This is a genomic window from Pseudomonas sp. CFBP13509 (assembly GCF_005233485.1).
Taxonomy (GTDB): Bacteria; Pseudomonadota; Gammaproteobacteria; order Pseudomonadales; family Pseudomonadaceae; genus Aquipseudomonas; species Aquipseudomonas marginalis.
Genome location: NZ_QGAA01000003.1, coordinates 47,326 through 66,166, shown reverse-complemented (window position 1 = coordinate 66,166; position 18,841 = coordinate 47,326). Strand labels below are relative to the sequence as shown.

Annotated in this window: 18 protein-coding genes and 1 other RNA gene; 8 read left to right on the top strand and 11 right to left on the bottom strand. The window is 62.2% G+C overall.

Features of this window, described 5'->3' with window-relative positions:
* On the bottom strand, nucleotides 1–483 hold the full coding sequence (locus PspCFBP13509_RS06165; RefSeq protein WP_065926654.1) for a sn-glycerol-3-phosphate transporter: 483 nt from the start codon (nucleotides 481–483) through the stop codon (nucleotides 1–3).
* 329 nt (nucleotides 484–812) lie between these two features.
* On the opposite strand from PspCFBP13509_RS06165, the gene PspCFBP13509_RS06160 reads away from it, so the two are divergent.
* Together PspCFBP13509_RS06160 and PspCFBP13509_RS06155 are read left to right on the top strand one after the other, a co-directional pair.
* Nucleotides 813–3,200, top strand: a complete 2,388-nt coding sequence (locus PspCFBP13509_RS06160) for a TonB-dependent receptor plug domain-containing protein (protein WP_065926653.1) — start codon at nucleotides 813–815, stop codon at nucleotides 3,198–3,200.
* A gap of 27 nt (nucleotides 3,201–3,227) precedes the next feature.
* On the top strand, nucleotides 3,228–3,881 hold the full coding sequence (locus tag PspCFBP13509_RS06155; RefSeq protein WP_065926652.1) for a gamma-glutamylcyclotransferase: 654 nt from the start codon (nucleotides 3,228–3,230) through the stop codon (nucleotides 3,879–3,881).
* On the opposite strand, the gene glpT is transcribed toward PspCFBP13509_RS06155, so the two are convergent.
* Together glpT and PspCFBP13509_RS06145 are read right to left on the bottom strand one after the other, a co-directional pair.
* Entirely contained in the window at nucleotides 3,878–5,215 is a 1,338-nt protein-coding gene (gene glpT / locus PspCFBP13509_RS06150) for a glycerol-3-phosphate transporter (protein ID WP_065926651.1), read from the bottom strand. The genes PspCFBP13509_RS06155 and glpT overlap by 4 nt on opposite strands.
* Before the next feature lie 230 nt (nucleotides 5,216–5,445).
* Nucleotides 5,446–6,423: an NADPH:quinone oxidoreductase family protein gene (locus PspCFBP13509_RS06145; protein ID WP_137211702.1), complete on the bottom strand. Its 978-nt coding sequence runs from the start codon at nucleotides 6,421–6,423 to the stop codon at nucleotides 5,446–5,448.
* A gap of 150 nt (nucleotides 6,424–6,573) precedes the next feature.
* Between PspCFBP13509_RS06145 and PspCFBP13509_RS06140 the strand changes: the two genes are divergently transcribed.
* Nucleotides 6,574–6,981 (top strand): flagellar basal body-associated protein FliL, encoded by a 408-nt coding sequence (locus PspCFBP13509_RS06140; RefSeq protein ID WP_027608369.1) that lies wholly within the window; start codon nucleotides 6,574–6,576, stop codon nucleotides 6,979–6,981.
* Nucleotides 6,982–7,102: 121 nt separating this feature from the next.
* On the opposite strand, the gene PspCFBP13509_RS06135 is transcribed toward PspCFBP13509_RS06140, so the two are convergent.
* From PspCFBP13509_RS06135 to PspCFBP13509_RS06120, 4 genes are all read right to left on the bottom strand, one after another.
* Nucleotides 7,103–8,221, bottom strand: a complete 1,119-nt coding sequence (locus PspCFBP13509_RS06135; RefSeq protein WP_065926649.1) for an ABC transporter permease — start codon at nucleotides 8,219–8,221, stop codon at nucleotides 7,103–7,105.
* The gene (gene rbbA, locus PspCFBP13509_RS06130; protein ID WP_137211701.1) at nucleotides 8,221–10,938 is read right to left on the bottom strand and encodes a ribosome-associated ATPase/putative transporter RbbA; all 2,718 of its coding nucleotides are present in this window, start codon (nucleotides 10,936–10,938) and stop codon (nucleotides 8,221–8,223) included. The genes PspCFBP13509_RS06135 and rbbA overlap by 1 nt, the downstream gene beginning before the upstream one ends.
* A complete protein-coding gene (locus tag PspCFBP13509_RS06125; protein WP_027608372.1) occupies nucleotides 10,935–11,900 on the bottom strand; it encodes an HlyD family secretion protein in 966 nt (321 codons plus the stop codon). The genes rbbA and PspCFBP13509_RS06125 overlap by 4 nt, the downstream gene beginning before the upstream one ends.
* Before the next feature lie 136 nt (nucleotides 11,901–12,036).
* On the bottom strand, nucleotides 12,037–12,486 hold the full coding sequence (locus PspCFBP13509_RS06120; RefSeq protein ID WP_137211700.1) for an EVE domain-containing protein: 450 nt from the start codon (nucleotides 12,484–12,486) through the stop codon (nucleotides 12,037–12,039).
* A gap of 121 nt (nucleotides 12,487–12,607) precedes the next feature.
* On the opposite strand from PspCFBP13509_RS06120, the gene PspCFBP13509_RS31415 reads away from it, so the two are divergent.
* The gene (locus PspCFBP13509_RS31415) at nucleotides 12,608–12,829 is read left to right on the top strand and encodes a hypothetical protein (RefSeq protein ID WP_162556796.1); all 222 of its coding nucleotides are present in this window, start codon (nucleotides 12,608–12,610) and stop codon (nucleotides 12,827–12,829) included.
* A gap of 7 nt (nucleotides 12,830–12,836) precedes the next feature.
* Here PspCFBP13509_RS31415 and PspCFBP13509_RS06110 read toward each other — a convergent pair whose 3' ends face one another.
* The 4 genes from PspCFBP13509_RS06110 to PspCFBP13509_RS06095 all read right to left on the bottom strand — a co-directional run bounded on the left by PspCFBP13509_RS06110 (nucleotide 12,837) and on the right by PspCFBP13509_RS06095 (nucleotide 14,257).
* On the bottom strand, nucleotides 12,837–13,466 hold the full coding sequence (locus PspCFBP13509_RS06110; RefSeq protein WP_065948759.1) for a 5-formyltetrahydrofolate cyclo-ligase: 630 nt from the start codon (nucleotides 13,464–13,466) through the stop codon (nucleotides 12,837–12,839).
* 58 nt (nucleotides 13,467–13,524) lie between these two features.
* A non-coding RNA gene (gene ssrS / locus PspCFBP13509_RS06105) (6S RNA) lies at nucleotides 13,525–13,703 on the bottom strand.
* 30 nt (nucleotides 13,704–13,733) lie between these two features.
* Nucleotides 13,734–14,051, bottom strand: coding sequence for a cell division protein ZapA (locus tag PspCFBP13509_RS06100; protein ID WP_027608375.1), 318 nt, complete (start codon nucleotides 14,049–14,051; stop codon nucleotides 13,734–13,736).
* On the bottom strand, nucleotides 14,048–14,257 hold the full coding sequence (locus tag PspCFBP13509_RS06095; RefSeq protein ID WP_007982902.1) for a TIGR02449 family protein: 210 nt from the start codon (nucleotides 14,255–14,257) through the stop codon (nucleotides 14,048–14,050). Before PspCFBP13509_RS06095 ends, PspCFBP13509_RS06100 begins: the two co-directional genes overlap by 4 nt.
* A 139-nt stretch (nucleotides 14,258–14,396) precedes the next feature.
* Here PspCFBP13509_RS06095 and PspCFBP13509_RS06090 point away from each other — a divergent pair, with 139 nt between their 5' ends.
* The 4 genes from PspCFBP13509_RS06090 to PspCFBP13509_RS06075 all read left to right on the top strand — a co-directional run bounded on the left by PspCFBP13509_RS06090 (nucleotide 14,397) and on the right by PspCFBP13509_RS06075 (nucleotide 18,765).
* A complete protein-coding gene (locus tag PspCFBP13509_RS06090) occupies nucleotides 14,397–14,954 on the top strand; it encodes a YecA/YgfB family protein (protein WP_137211699.1) in 558 nt (185 codons plus the stop codon).
* A 25-nt stretch (nucleotides 14,955–14,979) separates the two neighbouring features.
* Entirely contained in the window at nucleotides 14,980–16,302 is a 1,323-nt protein-coding gene (pepP, locus tag PspCFBP13509_RS06085) for a Xaa-Pro aminopeptidase (protein ID WP_065926645.1), read from the top strand.
* Nucleotides 16,299–17,486, top strand: a complete 1,188-nt coding sequence (gene ubiH, locus PspCFBP13509_RS06080; RefSeq protein ID WP_065948761.1) for a 2-octaprenyl-6-methoxyphenyl hydroxylase — start codon at nucleotides 16,299–16,301, stop codon at nucleotides 17,484–17,486. The genes pepP and ubiH overlap by 4 nt, the downstream gene beginning before the upstream one ends.
* A gap of 61 nt (nucleotides 17,487–17,547) precedes the next feature.
* On the top strand, nucleotides 17,548–18,765 hold the full coding sequence (locus PspCFBP13509_RS06075) for a 2-octaprenyl-3-methyl-6-methoxy-1,4-benzoquinol hydroxylase (protein ID WP_178084541.1): 1,218 nt from the start codon (nucleotides 17,548–17,550) through the stop codon (nucleotides 18,763–18,765).
* The last annotated feature ends 76 nt before the right edge of the window (nucleotides 18,766–18,841 follow it).

The window sequence follows — 18,841 nt, the reverse complement described above, 5'->3', positions numbered from 1 at the left end:
TCAGAATCGCACTCCGGTCGTGACCATTGCCGCATTGAACCCCAGCAGCACCAGTTCCGCTGCCACCGGCCCGTAATGGGTGCCTACCGACGGGATGATCACCGGCGCCACGCCGAAACGGTTCAGGGGGATCTTGTCACGGTATTTGCCGCGATAGCCCTGGATCGCCCCGCCTGTGACCTTCAGGTACACCGCAGAGTCGGTTATCTCATAGCGCTTGCCTGCGTAGACGTAGTAGGAGCGCTGGCTGAACGAGTTGCGAAACGTCGCCCCGCCATACACCAATCCTGATGCCTCATTGCGCTCCAGGCCGATCAGGTCCTGGTTGTTGTTGTGGTCTTTGTCCGGCGCGAAGTGCCGGGTATAGACGCTGGTCTGCGCGTACCAGAAGCCTTTGTCGTCCTCGGCAGGCGGTGTTTCGCCAGCCAGTGCGGTGGTGGCCTGGGCCAGGAACAGCAGGCCAGGCAGTCGAAATTTCTTCATGGGTGCGACCTCGATAGGCGGTTTGATGGGCGGCTAGGTGGGTCGTGAACGTGCGCGCCAGTTTGACGGCTTGGCGTGCTCCCAGGCTGAACCGGGGCTGAAAGTAGCCGGATTGCCCTGTGCAATCCTGACGAAAGGGCGTCGGGCTTATGCATTCGCTTATGCTTTAAAGGTATTTAATTTGTTACATAAATATCTTTAAGCTATATCTCAACGGACTACCGATTTTCTTCCAATAACCATTAACTGACCGCCACCGCCCGCCAGCCGGATCGATCTTGCGAACTCAGAACACTGACGTTCTGATTCTTGATTCAAAGGGGAGCGGTATGGGGAGCTACACGCAACACGCGCTGTACACAGCGATTTTGTCGGCTAATTTGCTGGCCGCTGTGGGCTTCAATCCTGTCCTGGCGGCCGAAGCGCCCGCCACCGATGCACCCAAACTCGACACCGTGATCGTCACCGGCACCCGCGCCCAGGAGCGTACCGCCAGTGCTTCGCTGTCTCCGATCGATGTGATTTCCGGCGATAGCCTGCGCAGCACGGGCTCTGATGAGTTGGGGGCGGTGCTGGCGCGCCTGATTCCGTCGATCAACTTCCCGCGCCCAAGCCTGGTGGATGGTGCCGAACTGGTGCGCCCTGCGCAGTTGCGCGGCCTGTCACCCGATCAGGTGCTGGTGCTGGTCAACGGCAAGCGCCGCCACACCAGTGCCTTCGTCAACCTGGGCGGTGCGGTGGGCCGTGGGTCGGCACCGGCGGACCTGAACGCGATCCCGCTGTCGGCGGTGGACCATATCGAAGTGCTGCGCGACGGTGCTTCCGCCCGCTACGGCTCGGATGCGATTGCCGGGGTGATCAACGTGATCCTCAAGCACGCCGACCATGGCGGTTCGATCTCCACCAAGTTCGGCGAATACAAGAAGGGCGATGGTATCCAGCGCAATGTCAGCGGCAATACCGGCCTGGCACTGGGCGACAACGGTTTTATCAACCTGTCGGCCGAAGGGGCCGATAACGATTACACCAACCGTGCCGGTAAAGACTTCCGGCCTGGCAGCGTTGGCTCTACCACTTACGGCCAGCAGGTGTTCCGCCAGGGTGAGCCGGCCACCAATGAAGGCAAGTTCCAGTTCAACTCCGAATATTCCTTCAACGATGCGGCCGAGTTCTACACCTTCGGCGGCTACAGCAAGCGGCGCGGCGAGACGGCGGCGTTCTACCGGGCGAGTAATGCGTCCAACAACATCCCGGCGCTCAACCCCAACGGTTACCTGCCGCTGATCAAGGGCAACCTTGAAGACACCTCATTGGTGGTGGGCCTGCGCGGTTTGCTGGCCTACGACTGGCATTACGACCTGTCGGCCAACTATGGCAAGAACGAGTACGCACTCAGCACCGAAACCATCAACACCTCCCTGGGCCTGGCCACGCCGCGCAAGTTCGACAATGGCACCCTGAGCAACGACCAGAAGCAAGTCAGCCTGGACCTGTCCCGCGAGTTCGACGTGGGCTGGCTGCCTTACCCGGTGTCCGTGGCGTTTGGCGGTGAATACCTGCACCAGGGTTATGAAATCGAGGCGGGCGAGCCGGCCTCCTACTTCCAGACCGGCAGTTCCGGACTGGGTGGTTTCCGTGATGCCGACGCGGGCACCAGCACGCGCCACAACTGGGCCCAGTACCTGGACCTGGAAACCAACTTCACCGAAAAACTCAGTGCCTCGGCGGCGGTGCGCCATGAGGACTACAGCGATTTTGGCTCGAATGTCAGCGGCTCGCTGTCGGCCCGTTATGACTTCACCCCGCAGGTGGCCGTGCGCGGCAGTGTTTCCAACGGTTTCCGCGCGCCGTCCCTGGCCCAGCAGAACTTTGCCTACACTTCATCGCAGTTGATCGGCAGCACCATCCAGGAAGCCGGCACCTTCCCGGCCAACAGCCAGGTGGCGCGTTTACTCGGCGCCGAAGACCTCAAGGCCGAGAAGTCGCGCAACTACAGCCTTGGGCTGGTGCTGGAGCCGGCCGATGACCTGACGGTGACGGTGGATGTGTACCGCATCGACATCCGTGACCGTATCAGCCTGTCGTCCAACCTCGGCATAAACGCGGCGACCCGCGCCTATTTGCAGGCCAACGGTGTCGGCAATATCGACTACACCACCGCCCGCTACTTCACTAACGCCACCGACACCAGCACCGACGGCGTCGACCTGGTCGCCAACTATCGCTATCAGTTCGACAGCGGCATCCGCTGGAACAGCACCGTGGGCTACAACTACAACCACACCAAGGTGACGGATGTGAAGGCCAACCCGGCCATCCTCGACAGCCTGGGCGCGAACCTGGTGCGCGTGGACCGCCGCGAGCGCATCGGTTTGCTGGGGGATACCACGCCGCAGCACAAGCTGAGCCTGGGTAACGACTTCACTTACGGCCATTGGGCCCTGCACAGCAACCTGGTGCGCTATGGTGAATTCACCAGCTACCAGGCGGACAAGGTCAACGACCAGACCTTCAAGGCGGCCTGGGTGCTGGACCTGTCGGCGGACTACAGGCTGAAGAATTGGACCTTCACCCTGGGCGGCGACAACGTCACCGATAAATACCCGGAGAAGGTCAACGCCTTCGCCAGCAGTGGTGGCAATCTGGCCTATAGCACTTTTTCGCCGTACGGTTACAGCGGCGCGTTTTATTACGGTAAAGTTGCTTACAACTGGTAACACACAGGAGGCGTACCGCTTTTCGCCATGACCGCCATTGAATCCGATCTTCTGCAATTGGCTTACCCTCCGCGGCTCGATCTGGGGCCGCAACTCACTCACGAACAGTTAATGAGCTCGATGCAGGCCACCATGGGCCGGCACAAGGGTGGGCCGGTCTGGCTATTTGCGTATGGTTCGCTGATTTGGCGCCCGGAATGTTCGTCGACTGAGCGGGTGCGGGCACGGGTCCACGGTTATCACCGGGGCCTGTACCTGTGGTCCCACGAGCATCGGGGCACGCCGGAGTTGCCGGGCCTGGTCTTTGGCCTGGATCGCGGAGGCTCGTGCAGCGGCTTTGCCTATCGCTTGCCGGAAGATCAACTGGAGGCTTCGCTTTACGCCTTGTGGCAGCGCGAGATGCCTTACCCGTCCTACCGGCCGCACTGGCTCAGTTGCCGTCTTGAAGATGGCAGTCAGGTACAGGCGTTGGGGTTTGTGTTGGAGCGGCACTTGCCCAGCTACGCCGGCAACTTGCCGGATATCGTGCTGAACCATGTGCTGCAAAGCGCTTGCGGGCGTTACGGCACTACTCGCGATTACGTCGAGCAGACCGTCAACGCCCTGCGTAGCCACGCCATGCCAGACAAGAATCTGGAGGCGCGGCTCAAGCGTTGTGCCAAGGATTGCTCAGGCGATTAACGCGCCGAGCTGACGCTGTTGGTGTGCCACAGCGTTGGGATCAGGAACGCGATGGCCAGCAGGCATGCGCCGATCAGCAGCACGAAACCACCGTCCCAGCCGAAATGGTCCACGGTGTAGCCCATGGCCGCACTGGCTGCCACCGAACCGCCCAGGTAGCCGAACAGACCGGTGAAGCCCGCAGCCGTACCGGCGGCTTTCTTCGGTGCCAGTTCCAGCGCCTGCAGGCCGATCAGCATCACCGGGCCGTAGATCAAAAAGCCGATCGAGAACAGCGCGATCATGTCGACCATCGGGTTGCCCGGCGGGTTGAGCCAGTACACCAGGGTCGCCACGGTCACCAGCGCCATGAACACGATGCCGGTCAGGCCACGGTTGCCACGGAAGATCTTGTCCGACATCCAGCCGCACAACAGCGTGCCCGGAATACCTGCCCACTCGTAGAAGAAGTATGCCCAGGACGATTTATCCACCGTGAAGTGCTTGGCTTCCTTGAGGTAGGTCGGTGCCCAATCCAATACGCCGTAACGCAGCAGGTAGACGAACACGTTGGCGAAGGCGATGTACCAGAGCATTTTGTTGCGCAGCACGTACTTGACGAAGATTTCCTTGGCGCTGAATTCGTCTTCGTGGCTGGCGTCGTAGCCTTCCGGGTAATCATTCTTGTACTGCTCGATCGGCGGCAGGCCCACCGATTGCGGGGTGTCGCGCATGGTGATGAAGGCAAACGCCGCCACCGCCAAGGCCACCGTGGCCGGTACATAGAACGCCGCATGCCAGTCGTTGAACCAGGCCATGCCCAGCAGGAACAACGGGCCGATCAGGCCGCCGCCGACGTTGTGCGCCACGTTCCACACCGACACCACGCCGCCGCGTTCTTTCTGCGACCACCAGTGCACCATGGTCCGGCCACTTGGCGGCCAGCCCATGCCCTGGGCCCAGCCGTTGATGAACAGCAAAATGAACATCATGGTCACGCTGGACGTCGCCCAAGGCGCGAAACCGAAAATGAACATTACCCCGGCCGATACCAGCAGGCCGAAGGGCAGGAAGTAACGCGGGTTGGAGCGGTCGGACACCAGGCCCATGAGGAACTTGGACAGGCCGTAGGCAATCGCGATGGCCGACATCGCCAGGCCCAGTTCACCCCGGGTGTAACCCTCGTCGATCAGGTAGGGCATGGCCAGGGAGAAGTTTTTGCGCAGCAGGTAGTACCCGGCATAACCGAAGAAAATACCGGCGAAGATCTGCCAGCGCAGCCGTCGATAGGTACTGTCGATTTTTTCTTCAGGCAGGGGCGCCTGGTGTGCGGCAGGACGAAAGAAAGCAAACATTCAAGAGCTCCAGATTTCTTGTTTTGACTGCGGATGCGAATGTTACAGTTTCGTTACCGAAAATAGCATTGCCTCTTATGCGCAAACACAGGAAATGAGAGCAATTGCATGTTCTCTTATGAACATGTCGTAAATGGATAAGTGTGGGTCGTTATCGATTTTAAGACCGCAGGAGATCAAAGGTGGGAGGGGACAAGCCCCCTCCCACATTTGATTGCATTTCAGGTCGGTTAGCGGGTCTGGACGACGACCTTGCCGACGGCCTTGCGCTGGCCGAGGTCATTGATCGCCTGGGCAGCCTGCTCCAGCGGATACACCTGCGACACCAACGGCTTGAGCTTGCCCTCACCGTACCAAGTGAACAGTTGCTGGAAGTTCGCCGCATTGTCCTGGGGCTGGCGCTGGGCGAACGAGCCCCAGAACACCCCGACCACCGCTGCGCCCTTGAGCAGCGCCAGGTTCACCGGCAGCTCCGGGATGCGCCCGCTGGCAAAACCCACCACCAGCAGGCGGCCGTTCCAGGCAATCGCGCGAATGGCTTGGTCAAACAGGTCGCCGCCCACCGGGTCGTAGATCACATCGGCGCCGTTGCCGTCGGTCAGGCGCTTGATCTCGTCCTTGAGGTTGGCTTCGTTGTAGTTGATCAACTCATCGGCGCCGGCGGCCTTGGCCACGGCGAGTTTGTCGGCGCTGCTCGCGGCGGCGATCACCCGCGCGCCCATGGCCTTGCCGATTTCCACGGCGGCCAGGCCCACGCCGCCGGAAGCGCCGAGGACCAGCAGGGTTTCGCCGGGTTGCAGGTTGGCGCGTTGTTTGAGCGCGTGCATCGAGGTGCCGTAGGTCATGCTGAAGGCGGCGGCGGTGTTGAAGTCCATGCTCGGCGGGATCGGCAGCACGTTGTAGCCTGGCACCGCGACCTGTTCGGCGAAGCTGCCCCAGCCAGTGAGCGCCATGACCCGGTCACCGACTTTCAGGTGGCTGACCTTTTCCCCCACTTCGCTGACCACCCCCGATGCCTCGCCACCCGGCGAGAACGGGAAGGGCGGCTTGAACTGGTATTTGCCCTCGATGATCAGGGTGTCGGGGAAGTTGACCCCGGCGGCATGCACGTCGAGCAGGATTTCGTTCTTCTTGATCGTGGGGCTCGCGACGTCTTCCAGCACCAGGGTTTCGGCGGGGCCGAAGGCTTTGCACAGCACAGCTTTCATCGGGCTATTCCTTTTGGTGTCGTGGCCGATAAGTGTAGGAGGGTAGGCCTGCGGGTCAACGAGCATGCTCGGCCCTGATAAGTCGCCATAAGCTTGTGCTCTGCCTTGCTAGCGTTATGCTACCCGGCAACCGAATGTGAGGAATGAACTGTGAAAGCGTGGATCCTATTGATGCTGGCCCTGACCTTGCCGATGGCAGCCCAGGCCGAAGAAGCCAAAGAAGGCGAGGCGCCGAAGGTCAGTTACATCAGCCTGAGCCCACCGTTCGTGGGTAACTACGGCCTGGATGGCACAGCCAAGCTCAAAGTGTTCAAGGCCGACATCGCCCTGCGCGTGACCGGCGAAGAAGCCGCCAAAGCGGTCAAGGCCAACGATGCATTGATCCGTAACCAGTTGGTCGCGCTGTTCACCCAGCAGACCAACGAGGCCATGAGCACGGTCGACGGTAAGGAGAAGCTGCGCCAGGAAGCCCTCAAGCAAACCCAGCAAGTGATGAACGACGAGACGGGCAAGCCCATGGTGGAAGATCTGCTGTTCAATAACCTGATCATTCAGTAACGCGCTGCCCCGTAGCAGCTGCCGAACGCAAGCGAGGCTGCGTAGGGCGCGACTCGGTCCTGAATCGGCAGCGCGGCCGACGCAGCCTCGCTTGCGCTCGGCAGCTGCTACGGGGGCTTCGTCAGGAAGCCAGGCTCTTCCTGAACCGCGCCAACGCCACCGCAAAAAACAACAGCCCGATCCCCGCCAGCGCCAGCAAGTCCGGCCACACCACACTCACCCCCGCGTCGCGAAACAAAATCGCTGCGCTCAGGCTCACAAAGTGCGTCGACGGCGAGCCCTGCATCACCCACTGCAACCACTCGGGCATGCTGTCCAGCGGCGTGCTGCCGCCTGACAACAGCAGCATCGGGATAATCACCGGAATCGCCAGCAAGCCGAACTGCGGCGTCGAGCGGGCGAGGGTGGCGAGGAAGATCCCCAGTGCCGTACTGGCAAACAGATACAGGGCAGTCACAAACAGGAACAACCCCAGCGACCCGGCCAGCGGCACGCCGAGCAGCCCTTTGACCACCACCTCCAGCGATAGCCAGGTGCACAGCACCACCACCAGCATATTGCTCCAGATTTTCGCCAGCATGATTTCCAGTGCGGTCAGCGGCAGTACCAGCAGGTGGTCGAGGGTGCCGTGCTCGCGCTCGCGCAACAGCGCGGTGCCGGTGAGCACGATGGCCAGGATGGTGATGTTGTTGACGATCTGGATCACGGCCAGGAACCAGCCGCCCTCCAGGTTGGTGTTGAACAGTGCTCGGGTCGTGAGCAGCGCGGGCGCCTGGCGGGTGGCGTCGGTTTGCCCGCTGTAGTTGAGCAATTCGCGCTGGAAGATCCGTCCGATATAGCCCGCGCCCATGAACGCCTGGCTCATCGCCGTGGCATCGACGTTCACCTGCACGCCAGGCTGGCGACCGGCCAACAGGTCGGCCTGGAAGTTGGCCGGTACGTTGATCACGAAGGTGTACTGGCCGCTGTCCATCACCTTGTCCAACTGGTCATAGGCCAACGGTGCCGGTGCTTGGAACTCGGGCGGTTGCAGCGCCTCGGCCATCTGCCGTGAGAGCGCGCTGTGGTCTTCATCGACAAACGCTACGCTGGCGTTGTGCACGCCGATCACCGAGCCGGCGGCTGGCATGTAGATGGCGACGGTGAAGGCGTAGAACAAAAACAGCAGCAAGACGCTGTCGTGGCGCAGGCTGGTGAGTTCCTTGATGCCCAGCCGGAAGATGTGTGCGAGCTTGTGCATCAGGCCTCCTGCTTCTTGAGCATGACCAGGCTCAACCCGGTGAACCCGATAAAGAAGCCGAACAGCGCCAGGCATTGCGGCCACAACTGGCGCAGATCCAGGGCCTTGGTGAAGGTGCCCACGGCAATATCCAAAAAGTGCCCGGCCGGAAACAGTGCGCCCATCAAGGCGGCGGCGCCTTCCAGGGACGAGCGTGGCACGATCAGCCCGGAAAACTGGATGGTTGGCAGGCTGGTGATGATCATGGTGCCGAGGATCGCCGCGATCTGGGTACGGGTGAACGCGGAAATCAGCAGGCCCATGCTGGTGGTGGCCAGCACATACAGCAGCCCGCCAAATGCCAGCGTCAGGCCGCTGCCCTTGAACGGCACACCGAACAGCCAGCGATTCATCGCCACCAGCAGCGCCAGGTTGACCAGGCTCACGGCCAGGTAAGGCGCCTGTTTACCGAGCAGGAATTCCAGGCGCGTCAGGGGTGTGGCGTAGAAGTTGGTGATCGAACCCAGTTCTTTCTCGCGCACGATGCCCAGGGCGGTGAGCATCGCCGGGATAAACGCCAGGATCAGTGCCATCACGCCGGGGCCGATGGCATTCACGCTGACCACGTCCTGGTTATAGCGAAAACGGGTTTCCAGTTTGGCGGCTGCCTGGGCGCTGCGCGGCAGGCTGCTCAGTTCGGCCAGTTGCTGCAGGTTGCCTTGGTGCACCGCCTCCACATAGTTGCGGCTGGTTTCCGCACGAAACGGCATGCCGCCATCGAGCCACGCGGCCACGGTGGGTTGGCGCCCGGCATAGAGATCGCGACCAAAGCCGGGTGGGATCTCCAGGGCCAGTTTGATTTCCGAGCGTTGCAGGCGTCGGTGTAATTCATTGGCATCCTGGATCGGCGCCTGCTCGGCGAAGTAGCGCGAGCTGCGGAAGGCTTCCAGATAGGCGCGGCTTTGTGGCGTCTGGTCCTGGTCGTAGACGGCGAAGGCGAGGTTTTCCACGTCCAGGGAAATGCCGTAGCCGAAGATCACCATCATGAACATCGCACCGAGCAGGGCGAAGGCCATGCGTACTTTGTCGCGCAGCAGTTCCTTGCCTTCGCGGCTGGCCACGGCCAGCAGGCGAGACAGGCTGAAACCACGCTTGCTGATGGGCGGCGCATGGGTTTCGCTGACGGTTTTGGCCGACGTGGCGGGTTCGGCATCGCCTTGGGCTTGCTCAAGGCAGGTGACGAACGCGGCTTCCAGGGTGTCGCCGTTGAATTGCCGTTGCAGTGCATCCGGTGTGTCGCAGGCCAGTACCTTGCCGGCATGCATCAAGGAGATGCGGTCGCAGCGCTGGGCTTCATTCATGAAGTGGGTAGACAGGAAGATCGTTACCCCTTGTTCACGGGACAACTCGATCAACAGTCGCCAGAAATCATCCCGGGCTGCCGGGTCGACGCCCGAGGTGGGCTCATCAAGGATCAATACTTCCGGGCGATGCAGCACCGCCACGGCCAATGACAAGCGTTGGCGCAGGCCGAGGGGCAGCTCTCCGGAGGGCTGCTCGGCCACTTCACCGAGGTCGAAGCGCTGGATCAGCTCATCGATGCGCGGGCCGCTGTCGGCCTTGGGCAAATCGAACAGTTGCGCATGCAGCACCAGGTTCTGGCGCACGCTGAGTTCGCCATACAGCGAGAAGCTTTGCGACATGAACCCTACGCGCTTGCGGGTGGCCAGGTCCTTGGCATTCACCGGGTTGCCCAGCAGCGTGGCGCTGCCTTCGGTGGCCGGCATCAGCCCGGTGAGGACTTTCATCGTTGTGGTCTTGCCACAGCCGTTGGAGCCGAGGAAGCCGAAGATTTCGCCACGGCCGATGGCAAAGCTGACCTTGTTCACTGCCGTGAAGTCGCCGAAGCGCAGGGTCAGGTCGTGGGCCTCGATGGCGATATCGGTGTTGGCGTTTTCCCTGGGCGGGATCACCAGCGGTTGGTTGTCATGGGCGCTGTCGCCCTGGAAGTGGGTGAAGGCCTCATCCAGTTTGCCGCTGGGGGTCGCTGCCGCCAGTTCGCTGCTGAGCCCGTCGGCGATCAGCTTGCCACGGTCGAGCATCATGCAATGTTCGAATTGCTCGGCCTCCTCCATATAGGCCGTGGCCACCAGCAGCGTCAGTTGCGGGCGCTCGCTGCGCACGGTCTCGACCAGTTCCCAGAAGCGCCGCCGCGACAGCGGGTCGACGCCGGTGGTGGGTTCGTCGAGGATCAACAAGTCCGGGTCGTGGATCAGCGCGCAGCACAGGCCGAGCTTCTGCTTCATGCCGCCGGAGAGCTTGCCGGCCGGGCGCTCGGCAAAGCGTGCAAGGTCGGTGGCCAACAGCAGGTTGTGCATGCGCTGGTCGCAGTCGGCTTTGGACAGGCCGAACAGCGTGGCGAAGAAGCGGATGTTTTCGCGGATGGACAGTTCGGGGTACAGGTTGCCGCCCAGGCCCTGGGGCATGAAGGCGATGCGTGGGTACAGGCTGTTGCGGTGACGACGGTTGGCGATTGAGCCGCCGAGCACCTCCAGTTGGCCGTCCTGGAGCTTTTTAACCCCGGCGATCAATCCCAACAGGCTCGACTTGCCGGCCCCATCCGGGCCGATCAGACCGCAGCGGGTGCCGGTGGGCAGGCTGAAGGCAATGTCGATCAAGGCCTGCTGCTTGCCGTAACGGTGGTTGATGCCGGTGGCGTGCAGCGCCAGGCCGGTCATTGCAGGTTGGCCGGCCAGTCGATGTCAGCCATGCGCACGTAGCCGGCGCCGGGCATCCCCGGTTTGGCCTGGGGCACGGCGCTGGGTTGGGTCAGGCGCAGCTTGACGCGAAACACCAGTTTTTGGCGTTCGTCGCGGGTTTCGACTTCCTTGGGGGTGAACTGCGATTTGGCCGCGACAAAGCTGATCTTGGCCGGCAACGGTTGCTGGGGCAGGGCATCGAGCAGGATGCGTGCGTCGCTGCCAACCGTCAGGCGGCCGGTGACGGAGGCGGGCAGGTAGAGGTTCATGTACTGATCCTCGGGATCGATCAGCAACAGCACGCGTCCGCCGGCACCGAGGACCTCGCCGGGCTCGGCCAGGCGCAGCTGGATAATGCCGTCGATGGGCGCGCGCAGGCTGCTGTCGTCGATTTCGCTGGTCAACTGGGCGACTTGGGCCTGGGCGGCACCAATGGCGGCCTTTACCGAATTGACCTGGGCTTGCGCGGCGATCACGGCGGCGTTGCCGGTGTTCTGGCGGGCCTGTTGCTGGTCGATCAACTGGCTGCTGGCAAAGCCGCGCTTGTACAGTTCCTGGGTACGCTTGAGTTCCTGGTTGGCCAGCAGTTGCTCGCTTTGACGCAGTTGCACATTGGCCTCGGCGGCGGCGAAGTTTTCCCTGGCGCGCAGCACTTCGGCTTCGGCCTGGGCGCGCTGGGCTTCCAGGGTGCGGGTGTCCATGCGCGCCAGCAACTGGCCCTTGAGCACCTTGTCACCTTCATCCACCCGCACCTCGGCCAGGCGACCGGGGATCTTGGCGGCGATCTGCACTTCGGTGGACTCCAGGCGACCGTTGCCCATGCCCAAGCCTTCGGGCAGGCGATCCTGGGTGGACTTCCAGTAACCGAAGCCGCCGGCGGCGAGCAACAAGGCAATCAACAAAGCGGCAAACAGGTGGGAGGAGCGGGGCGTGATCGACATGGGTGCATCCTGCGGCGTTAGCGTCCTAGTTTGACCGAGGCAGCCCGAGGGGCGTTGATGCCGGTCAAATGAAGCGCAAGCCTAACCCGGTTCAGGTGCAGATGCATGCGCCGGGAGCGTGACCGCAGGGTTCTGGTCAGCGCAGTGCCAGCACCGCCGCCCATTGCTCTGCCGTGACCGGCATCACGGACAAGCGACTGCCTTTTTGTACCAGGGGCAATTCGGCGAGGACGGTTTGCTGTTTCAGGTAGCCCAGGCCCAGCACCTTGGGAAAGGTCTGGACGTGCGCGACATTGATCGCGCTCCACGGGTTTTTCTCCGGGGTGGCCTTGGCGTCGAAGTAGTGGCTGTCCGGCTCCAGTGCGGTAGGGTCCGGATAGGCGGCCGCGATGATCTTGCCGATGCCGGCAATGCCGGGCTCGGGGCAACTGGAGTGGTAGAAGAAAAATTGGTCACCCACTGCCATGGCGCGCAGAAAGTTGCGTGCCTGGTAGTTGCGGACCCCGTCCCAGCGCGCTTCGCCCAGCGTTTCCAGGCCGTTGATGGAGAGTTCTTCGGGCTCGGATTTCATCAGCCAGTAGGCCATTTTTGCGCTCCTGAAAAAGCAGTGGGCAAGTTGTCAGGCAATTTGATGACAAACCGACAGTCGGTTGGCGTCAAGGTTTGCGTGTTGGTTCACGTTATCGCAGAATGCCGGGATTTTAAGCTTGACGCAGCTGCAACGGACTACTTGGAACGTTGTTGTCATCGTGTACGAGATGCCTGAAGGGGGGCAATCGATGCAACGTAAACCGGATTTACTATGGATATTGGTGATTTTGTTTGGTCTGGGCGTCGTGACCACCGGGTATGCGCAAAGCTTGTGGTCGAACAAGACCGATGCGCCAGTTGAACTGACTCAGCAGCAGCCGCAACCCTTCAAGCGCTGACCCTTCTTCAAGGCGCCGTAGCTTCCTGCGGCGTTTCTGCGACATACCACTGCCTGTCGGTAACGGTGCCAGCCAACGGCACATCCCAGCTGGCCTGTGCCAATCGATCGACCTTCTGACATTCATGGGCCAGGCCCAGCAGTGTCGGCTTGCGCCAGCCCTGGCGACGCGCCAGGTAGGCGAGGCTGCGGTCGTAGAAACCGCCGCCCATGCCCAAGCGTCCACCGGCATCATCGAACCCCACCAACGGCAGCAACACCAGATCCAGCGCCCACACCTTGCGCTGGCGCCTGGCATTGACCCGTGGCTCCAGAATGCGAAAGCGATTGGGCAGCAGGGTTTCCCCAGGCTTCACGCGCTGGAACACCATCTTGGTCCGTGGCCAGGCGCTGAGCACCGGCAGGTAAGTGACCTTGCCCCGGCGCTGTGCCGCACGCAGCAGCAGGCGCGGATCGATTTCACCGTCCGTCGGTAGATACAGGGAAATATGTTTGGCCCGGCGAAACAGCGGGTGCTGTGCCAGTTGCCGATACAGGCCATGGGCGGCCTGGCGCTGCTCGCTTGGCGTGAGGGCGCGGCGGGCTTTGCGCAACATGCGTCGAAGGTGCGGACGGGAAAGCGGCGCAGGTTCGTTCATGGTTTTTCGGCTCATAAAACAATGCCAGTCCGGGGACTGGCATTGAGTTCTGGAATTCAGGCTCCCCGACAGAGCCGCTGTCGACTCAGCCCTTGAACCCGAAAGTTCAAGGTGGAAGAAGCAGTAGGCTTTAAGGCTTTCCGTCTAGCGGACATGCACACCAGCCCAACGTGCAACTTCCAGGGTAGTGCGAATCGGCTCCGGGACATCGCCGACTGGCAAGCACGCCAGGGAGTGGGGCGAGTATACCTTAAACAGTCGCGGCAATCAGCCCTTGGGTTGCTCTGTGTCGCTGGAAAGCACCAGGTCCACGCGTTCGAGCAGGTCGCGCACCTGCTCACGTGTCGAGCCGCTGGCCTGTACGTCAGGGCGCTCCTGCTTATGCAGCAGGTCGTGGGTAATGTTCAGGGCGGCCATTACGGCGATGCGGTCGGCACCAATGACTTTGCCGCTGCTGCGGATTTCGCGCATCTTGCCGTCCAGGTAGCGGGCGGCGCTCACCAGGTTGTTGCGCTCTTCCTGGGGACAGATGATCGAATATTCTTTGTCGAGGATCTGCACGGTGACGCTATTGCTTGAACTCATGAGTCTTGCTCCAGGGCCTTCAGGCGCGAAATCATCGATTCGACCTTACGCCGGGCGATTTCGTTTTTTTCAATGAGGTGAGCGCGTTCCTCGCGCCAGGTCTTTTCCTGAGCTAATAGGAGTCCGTTTTGACTCTTAAGTTGCTCGACCCGAGTAATTAGCAATTCGAGTCTGGCCATCAGCGCTTGCAGGTCGGTGTCTTCCATTGGGTTCCACTGGATTTTGTCTGATGAATGGCAACTGCAGGATAAACGATCTGACGCCCTCGATAGTCTTGGTGCGTCTGCCGGTGCTAGGATACAGCGCTCCATTCTAGACATTGCGCCGTCTGGCGCCTAGCTCACCATGCCCATTCAGAACTCCCCGTACGATGCTTTTTCCAAACTGCTGAGCACCAGCGGCCATCCTTGCTCGCCCGCCGAGCTGCATGGCGTGCTGCTCGGCCGCAGTTGCACCGGTGTTGGCTTTGATGCCGACAACTGGCTGGCCGATGTGGCCGAGCTGCTGGAAACCGAACCGACCGACAACGTGCGTAACGCGCTTATCGGCCTGCAAGAGATGGTCAAGGGCGAACTGACCGGTGATGACGTCACCGTGGTCCTGCTGCTGCCGACCGACGATGCACCGCTCCCCGAACGCGCCGCCGCACTGGGCCAATGGTGCCAGGGCTTCCTCCACGGTTTCGGCGTGAACGCCGGCGGCCTGGAACTGAGCACCGACGCCAAGGAAGTGCTGCAGGACCTGGCGGCCATCTCCCAGGTGCAAGACGCCCTGGAAGAGTCCGAAGACGGCGAAGGCGACTACATGGAAGTCATGGAATACCTGCGCGTCGCGCCGTTGCTGCTGTTCACCGAGACCAAGAAGTCCGCTGAGCCTGCTGCACCCAAGCCTTCGCTGCACTAAATAGAGAAAGGAAGCCAATCTGCCCATGATCCATATCCCCAAAGCGGAATACACCCGGCGTCGCAAGGCGCTCATGGCGCAGATGGAACCCAACAGCATCGCGATCCTGCCGGCTGCCGCCGTGGCGATCCGCAATCGCGATGTGGAGCACGTCTATCGCCAGGACAGCGACTTCCAGTACTTGAGCGGTTTCCCTGAACCGGAAGCTGTGATCGTGCTGATGCCCGGCCGCCAGCATGGCGAGTACGTGCTGTTCTGCCGCGAACGCAACGCCGAGCGCGAATTGTGGGACGGCCTGCGTGCGGGCACCGAAGGCGCCATCCGTGACTTTGGCGCCGACGATGCCTTCCCCATCACCGATATCGACGACATCCTGCCCGGCCTGATCGAAGGCCGCGACCGGGTGTATTCGGCCATGGGCAGCAACGCCGAATTCGATCGGCACCTGATGGAGTGGATCAACGTCATCCGCTCCAAAGCGCACCTTGGCGCCCAGCCACCGAACGAGTTTGTTGCCCTGGATCATCTGCTCCACGACATGCGCCTGTATAAATCGGCGGCGGAAGTGAAGGTGATGCGCGAGGCAGCGCGCATTTCCTGCGCGGCCCATGTGAAGGCCATGCAGGCCAGTCGCGCCGGCTTGCATGAGTTCAGCCTGGAAGCCGAGCTGGATTACGAATTCCGCAAGGGCGGCGCGAAGATGCCGGCCTATGGCTCCATCGTCGCCACCGGGCGCAACAGCTGCATCCTGCATTACCAGCAGAATGACGCCGTGCTCAAGGATGGTGACCTGGTGCTGATCGATGCCGGTTGCGAAATCGACTGCTACGCCAGCGACATCACACGCACCTGGCCGGTCAATGGCAAATTTTCGCCGGAACAGAAGGCGATCTATGAAATCGTGCTGGCTTCCCAGGAGGCCGCCTTTGCCGAGATCGCGCCGAACAAGCATTGGAACCAGGCCCACGAGGCGACGGTGCAGGTCATCACTGCCGGGCTGGTGAGTCTGGGGTTGCTGAAGGGCGACGTCGACGAACTGATCGCCAGTGAAGCCTACAAACCCTTTTATATGCATCGCGCTGGCCATTGGCTGGGGATGGATGTGCATGACGTCGGCGAGTACAAGGTGGGTGGCGAATGGCGAGTGCTGGAAGTCGGCATGGCACTGACCGTGGAGCCAGGCATCTACATCTCGCCGGATAACCAGACCGTAGCGAAGAAATGGCGTGGCATTGGCGTGCGCATCGAGGACGACGTGGTGGTGACCAAGCAAGGCTGTGAAATCCTGACCGGCGGCGCCCCCAAGAGCGTCGTTGAAATCGAAGCCCTGATGGCGGCCGCCCGATGAGCCGGGTCAACCTGGCGATTATCGGCGGCGGCCTGGTGGGCGCGAGCCTGGCGCTTGCGTTGCAGGCCGGTGCCAAGGCGCGTGGCTGGAAGATCGTGCTGATCGAACCCTTCGCGCCCGGCGACAGCTACCAGCCGAGCTACGATGCGCGGTCTTCGGCGCTGTCCTACGGCGCCCGGCAGATTTATCAGCGCCTGGGCCTGTGGCAGCAGATCTCGCGCCGCGCCGAGCCGATCAAGCAGATCCATGTGTCGGACCGTGGGCGCTTCTCCACCGCGCGACTGTCCGCCATGGAGGAGGGCGTGCCAGCCCTCGGTTACGTGGTGGAAAACGCCTGGCTCGGTCAATGCCTGTGGCAAGGCCTGGACAAGGACGTGGTGAGTTGGCGCTGCCCGGCGGAAGTCACACGCATGGAGCCGCTGCCCGATGGCTACCGCCTGACCCTCAACGATGAAACCGTGCTGGAATGCGACCTCGCGGTGCTCGCCGACGGCGGCCGCTCCGGCCTGCGCGAGCAACTGGGCATTGGCGTGAAAACCCGTCCGTACAACCAGAGCGCGCTGATCGCCAACATCACCCCGAGCGAAGCCCACAACGGCGAAGCGTTCGAGCGTTTCACCGATGAAGGCCCGATGGCCCTGCTGCCGCTGCCGGACAACCGTTGCGCACTGGTATGGACCCGTATCGGCATGGACGCACAGCGCCTGGCCAGTCTCGATGAACGCAGCTTCCTGAGCGAGTTGCAGGGCGTGTTCGGCTACCGCCTGGGCACCCTCAAGCAAGTCGGCGCCCGTCATCTGTATCCGTTGACCCTGGTGGAAGCCGAAGAGCAAGTGCGCTCGCACCTGGCGATCCTCGGCAATGCCGCCCACAGCCTGCACCCGATTGCCGGGCAGGGGTTCAACCTGTCCCTGCGTGATGCGCACGCCTTGGCCGAGGCCTTGCTGGCCGGGCCGGCGGTGCCGGGCGACCTGGCGACGTTGCAGGCTTATCGCGAGCGTCAGCGCATGGATCAGAAGTTGACCGTGGGTTTCTCCGACCAGGTCACGCGGCTGTTTGGCAGCGCGCAACCGCTGGTCGCCCTGGGCCGCAATATGGGCCTGCTGGGCCTGGACCTGCTGCCACCGGCCAAGCGTTGGTTCGCCCGTCAGGCCATGGGCCTGGGTACCCGTCCCGATGCGTGAGACTTATCAATCCTTTTACGTGCGGTGCAAGCCGCCAGCGAGACAGGCTTAAAGCATGGACATGCGCGCAGATGTGCTGATTGTCGGGGCCGGAATGGTCGGAAGCGCCCTGGCGCTGGCATTGCAAGGCAGCGGCCTGCAAGTGTTGCTGCTCGACGGCAGCCCGCTGAGCGTCAAGCCGTTCGACCGCGCGGCGGCCTTCGAACCCCGTGTGAGTGCCTTGTCGGCGGCCAGCCAGCGCATCCTCGAGCGCCTCGGTGTGTGGGATGGCATCGTTGAACGACGCGCCAGCCCGTACGGCGAGATGCAGGTGTGGGACGGCAGCGGCACCGGGCAGATTCACTTTTCGGCGGCCAGTGTGCATGCCGAAGTGCTCGGGCATATTGTCGAGAACCGTGTGGTCCAGGATGCCTTGCTCGAGCGTCTGCACGACTGCGACCTGGGCCTGCTGGCGAATGCGCGCCTGGAGCAGATGCGCCGTTCCGGCGATGACTGGCTGCTGACCCTGGCCGATGGCCGCACATTGCGCGCGCCGCTGGTGGTGGCCGCCGATGGCGCCAACTCCGCCGTGCGCCGCCTGACCGGCACCGCGACCCGTGAATGGGACTACCTGCATAACGCCATCGTTACCAGCGTGCGCAGCAGCCAGCCGCACCAGCGCACGGCCTGGCAACGCTTTACCGACACCGGCCCGCTGGCGTTTTTGCCGCTGGAGCGGGACGGGCAGCAAGATTGGTGCTCGATCGTCTGGTCGACTACGCCGGTTGAATCCGAACGCCTGATGGCGCTGGATGATGAAAGCTTCTGCCGTGAACTGGAGCGCGCCTTTGAAGGGCGCCTCGGTAGCGTGGTCAGCGCCGATCCGCGTGTGTGCGTACCCTTGCGTCAGCGCCACGCCAAACGCTATGTGGCCGAGGGCCTGGCATTGATCGGCGACGCCGCCCATGTCATCCATCCATTGGCCGGGCAGGGCGTCAACCTGGGTTTCCTCGATGCGGCGGTGCTGGCCGAAGTGTTGTTGTCGGCCACCGAGCGCGGTGAACGTCTGGCCGATGTGAAGGTGCTCAGCCGTTACGAGCGCCGACGAATGCCCCATAACCTGGCCCTGATGGCGGCGATGGAAGGCTTTGAGCGCCTGTTCCAGGCCGATCAACTGCCGCTGCGCTGGTTGCGTAATGCCGGGTTGAAGATGGTCGACCAGATGCCCGATGCCAAGGCCGTGTTTGTGCGCCAGGCCCTCGGGTTGAGCGGGGATCTGCCGGACCTGGCCAAGCCCTGACAGGTTTGTGCAACATTTGGTAACGGCTCCGCCGAGCGTTACCAAATGTGAGTCCCTATCATTTGCGCTTATTTTG

Bases quoted from the DNA above. Each gene is read 5' to 3' on its own strand.
- PspCFBP13509_RS06165 (WP_065926654.1), bottom strand. From the start codon at position 483: ATGAAGAAATTTCGACTGCCTGGCCTGCTGTTCCTGGCCCAGGCCACC.
- PspCFBP13509_RS06160 (WP_065926653.1), top strand. From the start codon at position 813: ATGGGGAGCTACACGCAACACGCGCTGTACACAGCGATTTTGTCGGCT.
- PspCFBP13509_RS06155 (WP_065926652.1), top strand. From the start codon at position 3,228: ATGACCGCCATTGAATCCGATCTTCTGCAATTGGCTTACCCTCCGCGG.
- glpT (WP_065926651.1), bottom strand. From the start codon at position 5,215: ATGTTTGCTTTCTTTCGTCCTGCCGCACACCAGGCGCCCCTGCCTGAA.
- PspCFBP13509_RS06145 (WP_137211702.1), bottom strand. From the start codon at position 6,423: ATGAAAGCTGTGCTGTGCAAAGCCTTCGGCCCCGCCGAAACCCTGGTG.
- PspCFBP13509_RS06135 (WP_065926649.1), bottom strand. From the start codon at position 8,221: ATGCACAAGCTCGCACACATCTTCCGGCTGGGCATCAAGGAACTCACC.
- rbbA (WP_137211701.1), bottom strand. From the start codon at position 10,938: ATGACCGGCCTGGCGCTGCACGCCACCGGCATCAACCACCGTTACGGC.
- PspCFBP13509_RS06125 (WP_027608372.1), bottom strand. From the start codon at position 11,900: ATGTCGATCACGCCCCGCTCCTCCCACCTGTTTGCCGCTTTGTTGATT.
- PspCFBP13509_RS06120 (WP_137211700.1), bottom strand. From the start codon at position 12,486: ATGGCCTACTGGCTGATGAAATCCGAGCCCGAAGAACTCTCCATCAAC.
- PspCFBP13509_RS06110 (WP_065948759.1), bottom strand. From the start codon at position 13,466: ATGAACGAACCTGCGCCGCTTTCCCGTCCGCACCTTCGACGCATGTTG.
- PspCFBP13509_RS06100 (WP_027608375.1), bottom strand. From the start codon at position 14,051: ATGAGTTCAAGCAATAGCGTCACCGTGCAGATCCTCGACAAAGAATAT.
- PspCFBP13509_RS06095 (WP_007982902.1), bottom strand. From the start codon at position 14,257: ATGGAAGACACCGACCTGCAAGCGCTGATGGCCAGACTCGAATTGCTA.
- PspCFBP13509_RS06090 (WP_137211699.1), top strand. From the start codon at position 14,397: ATGCCCATTCAGAACTCCCCGTACGATGCTTTTTCCAAACTGCTGAGC.
- pepP (WP_065926645.1), top strand. From the start codon at position 14,980: ATGATCCATATCCCCAAAGCGGAATACACCCGGCGTCGCAAGGCGCTC.
- ubiH (WP_065948761.1), top strand. From the start codon at position 16,299: ATGAGCCGGGTCAACCTGGCGATTATCGGCGGCGGCCTGGTGGGCGCG.
- PspCFBP13509_RS06075 (WP_178084541.1), top strand. From the start codon at position 17,548: ATGCGCGCAGATGTGCTGATTGTCGGGGCCGGAATGGTCGGAAGCGCC.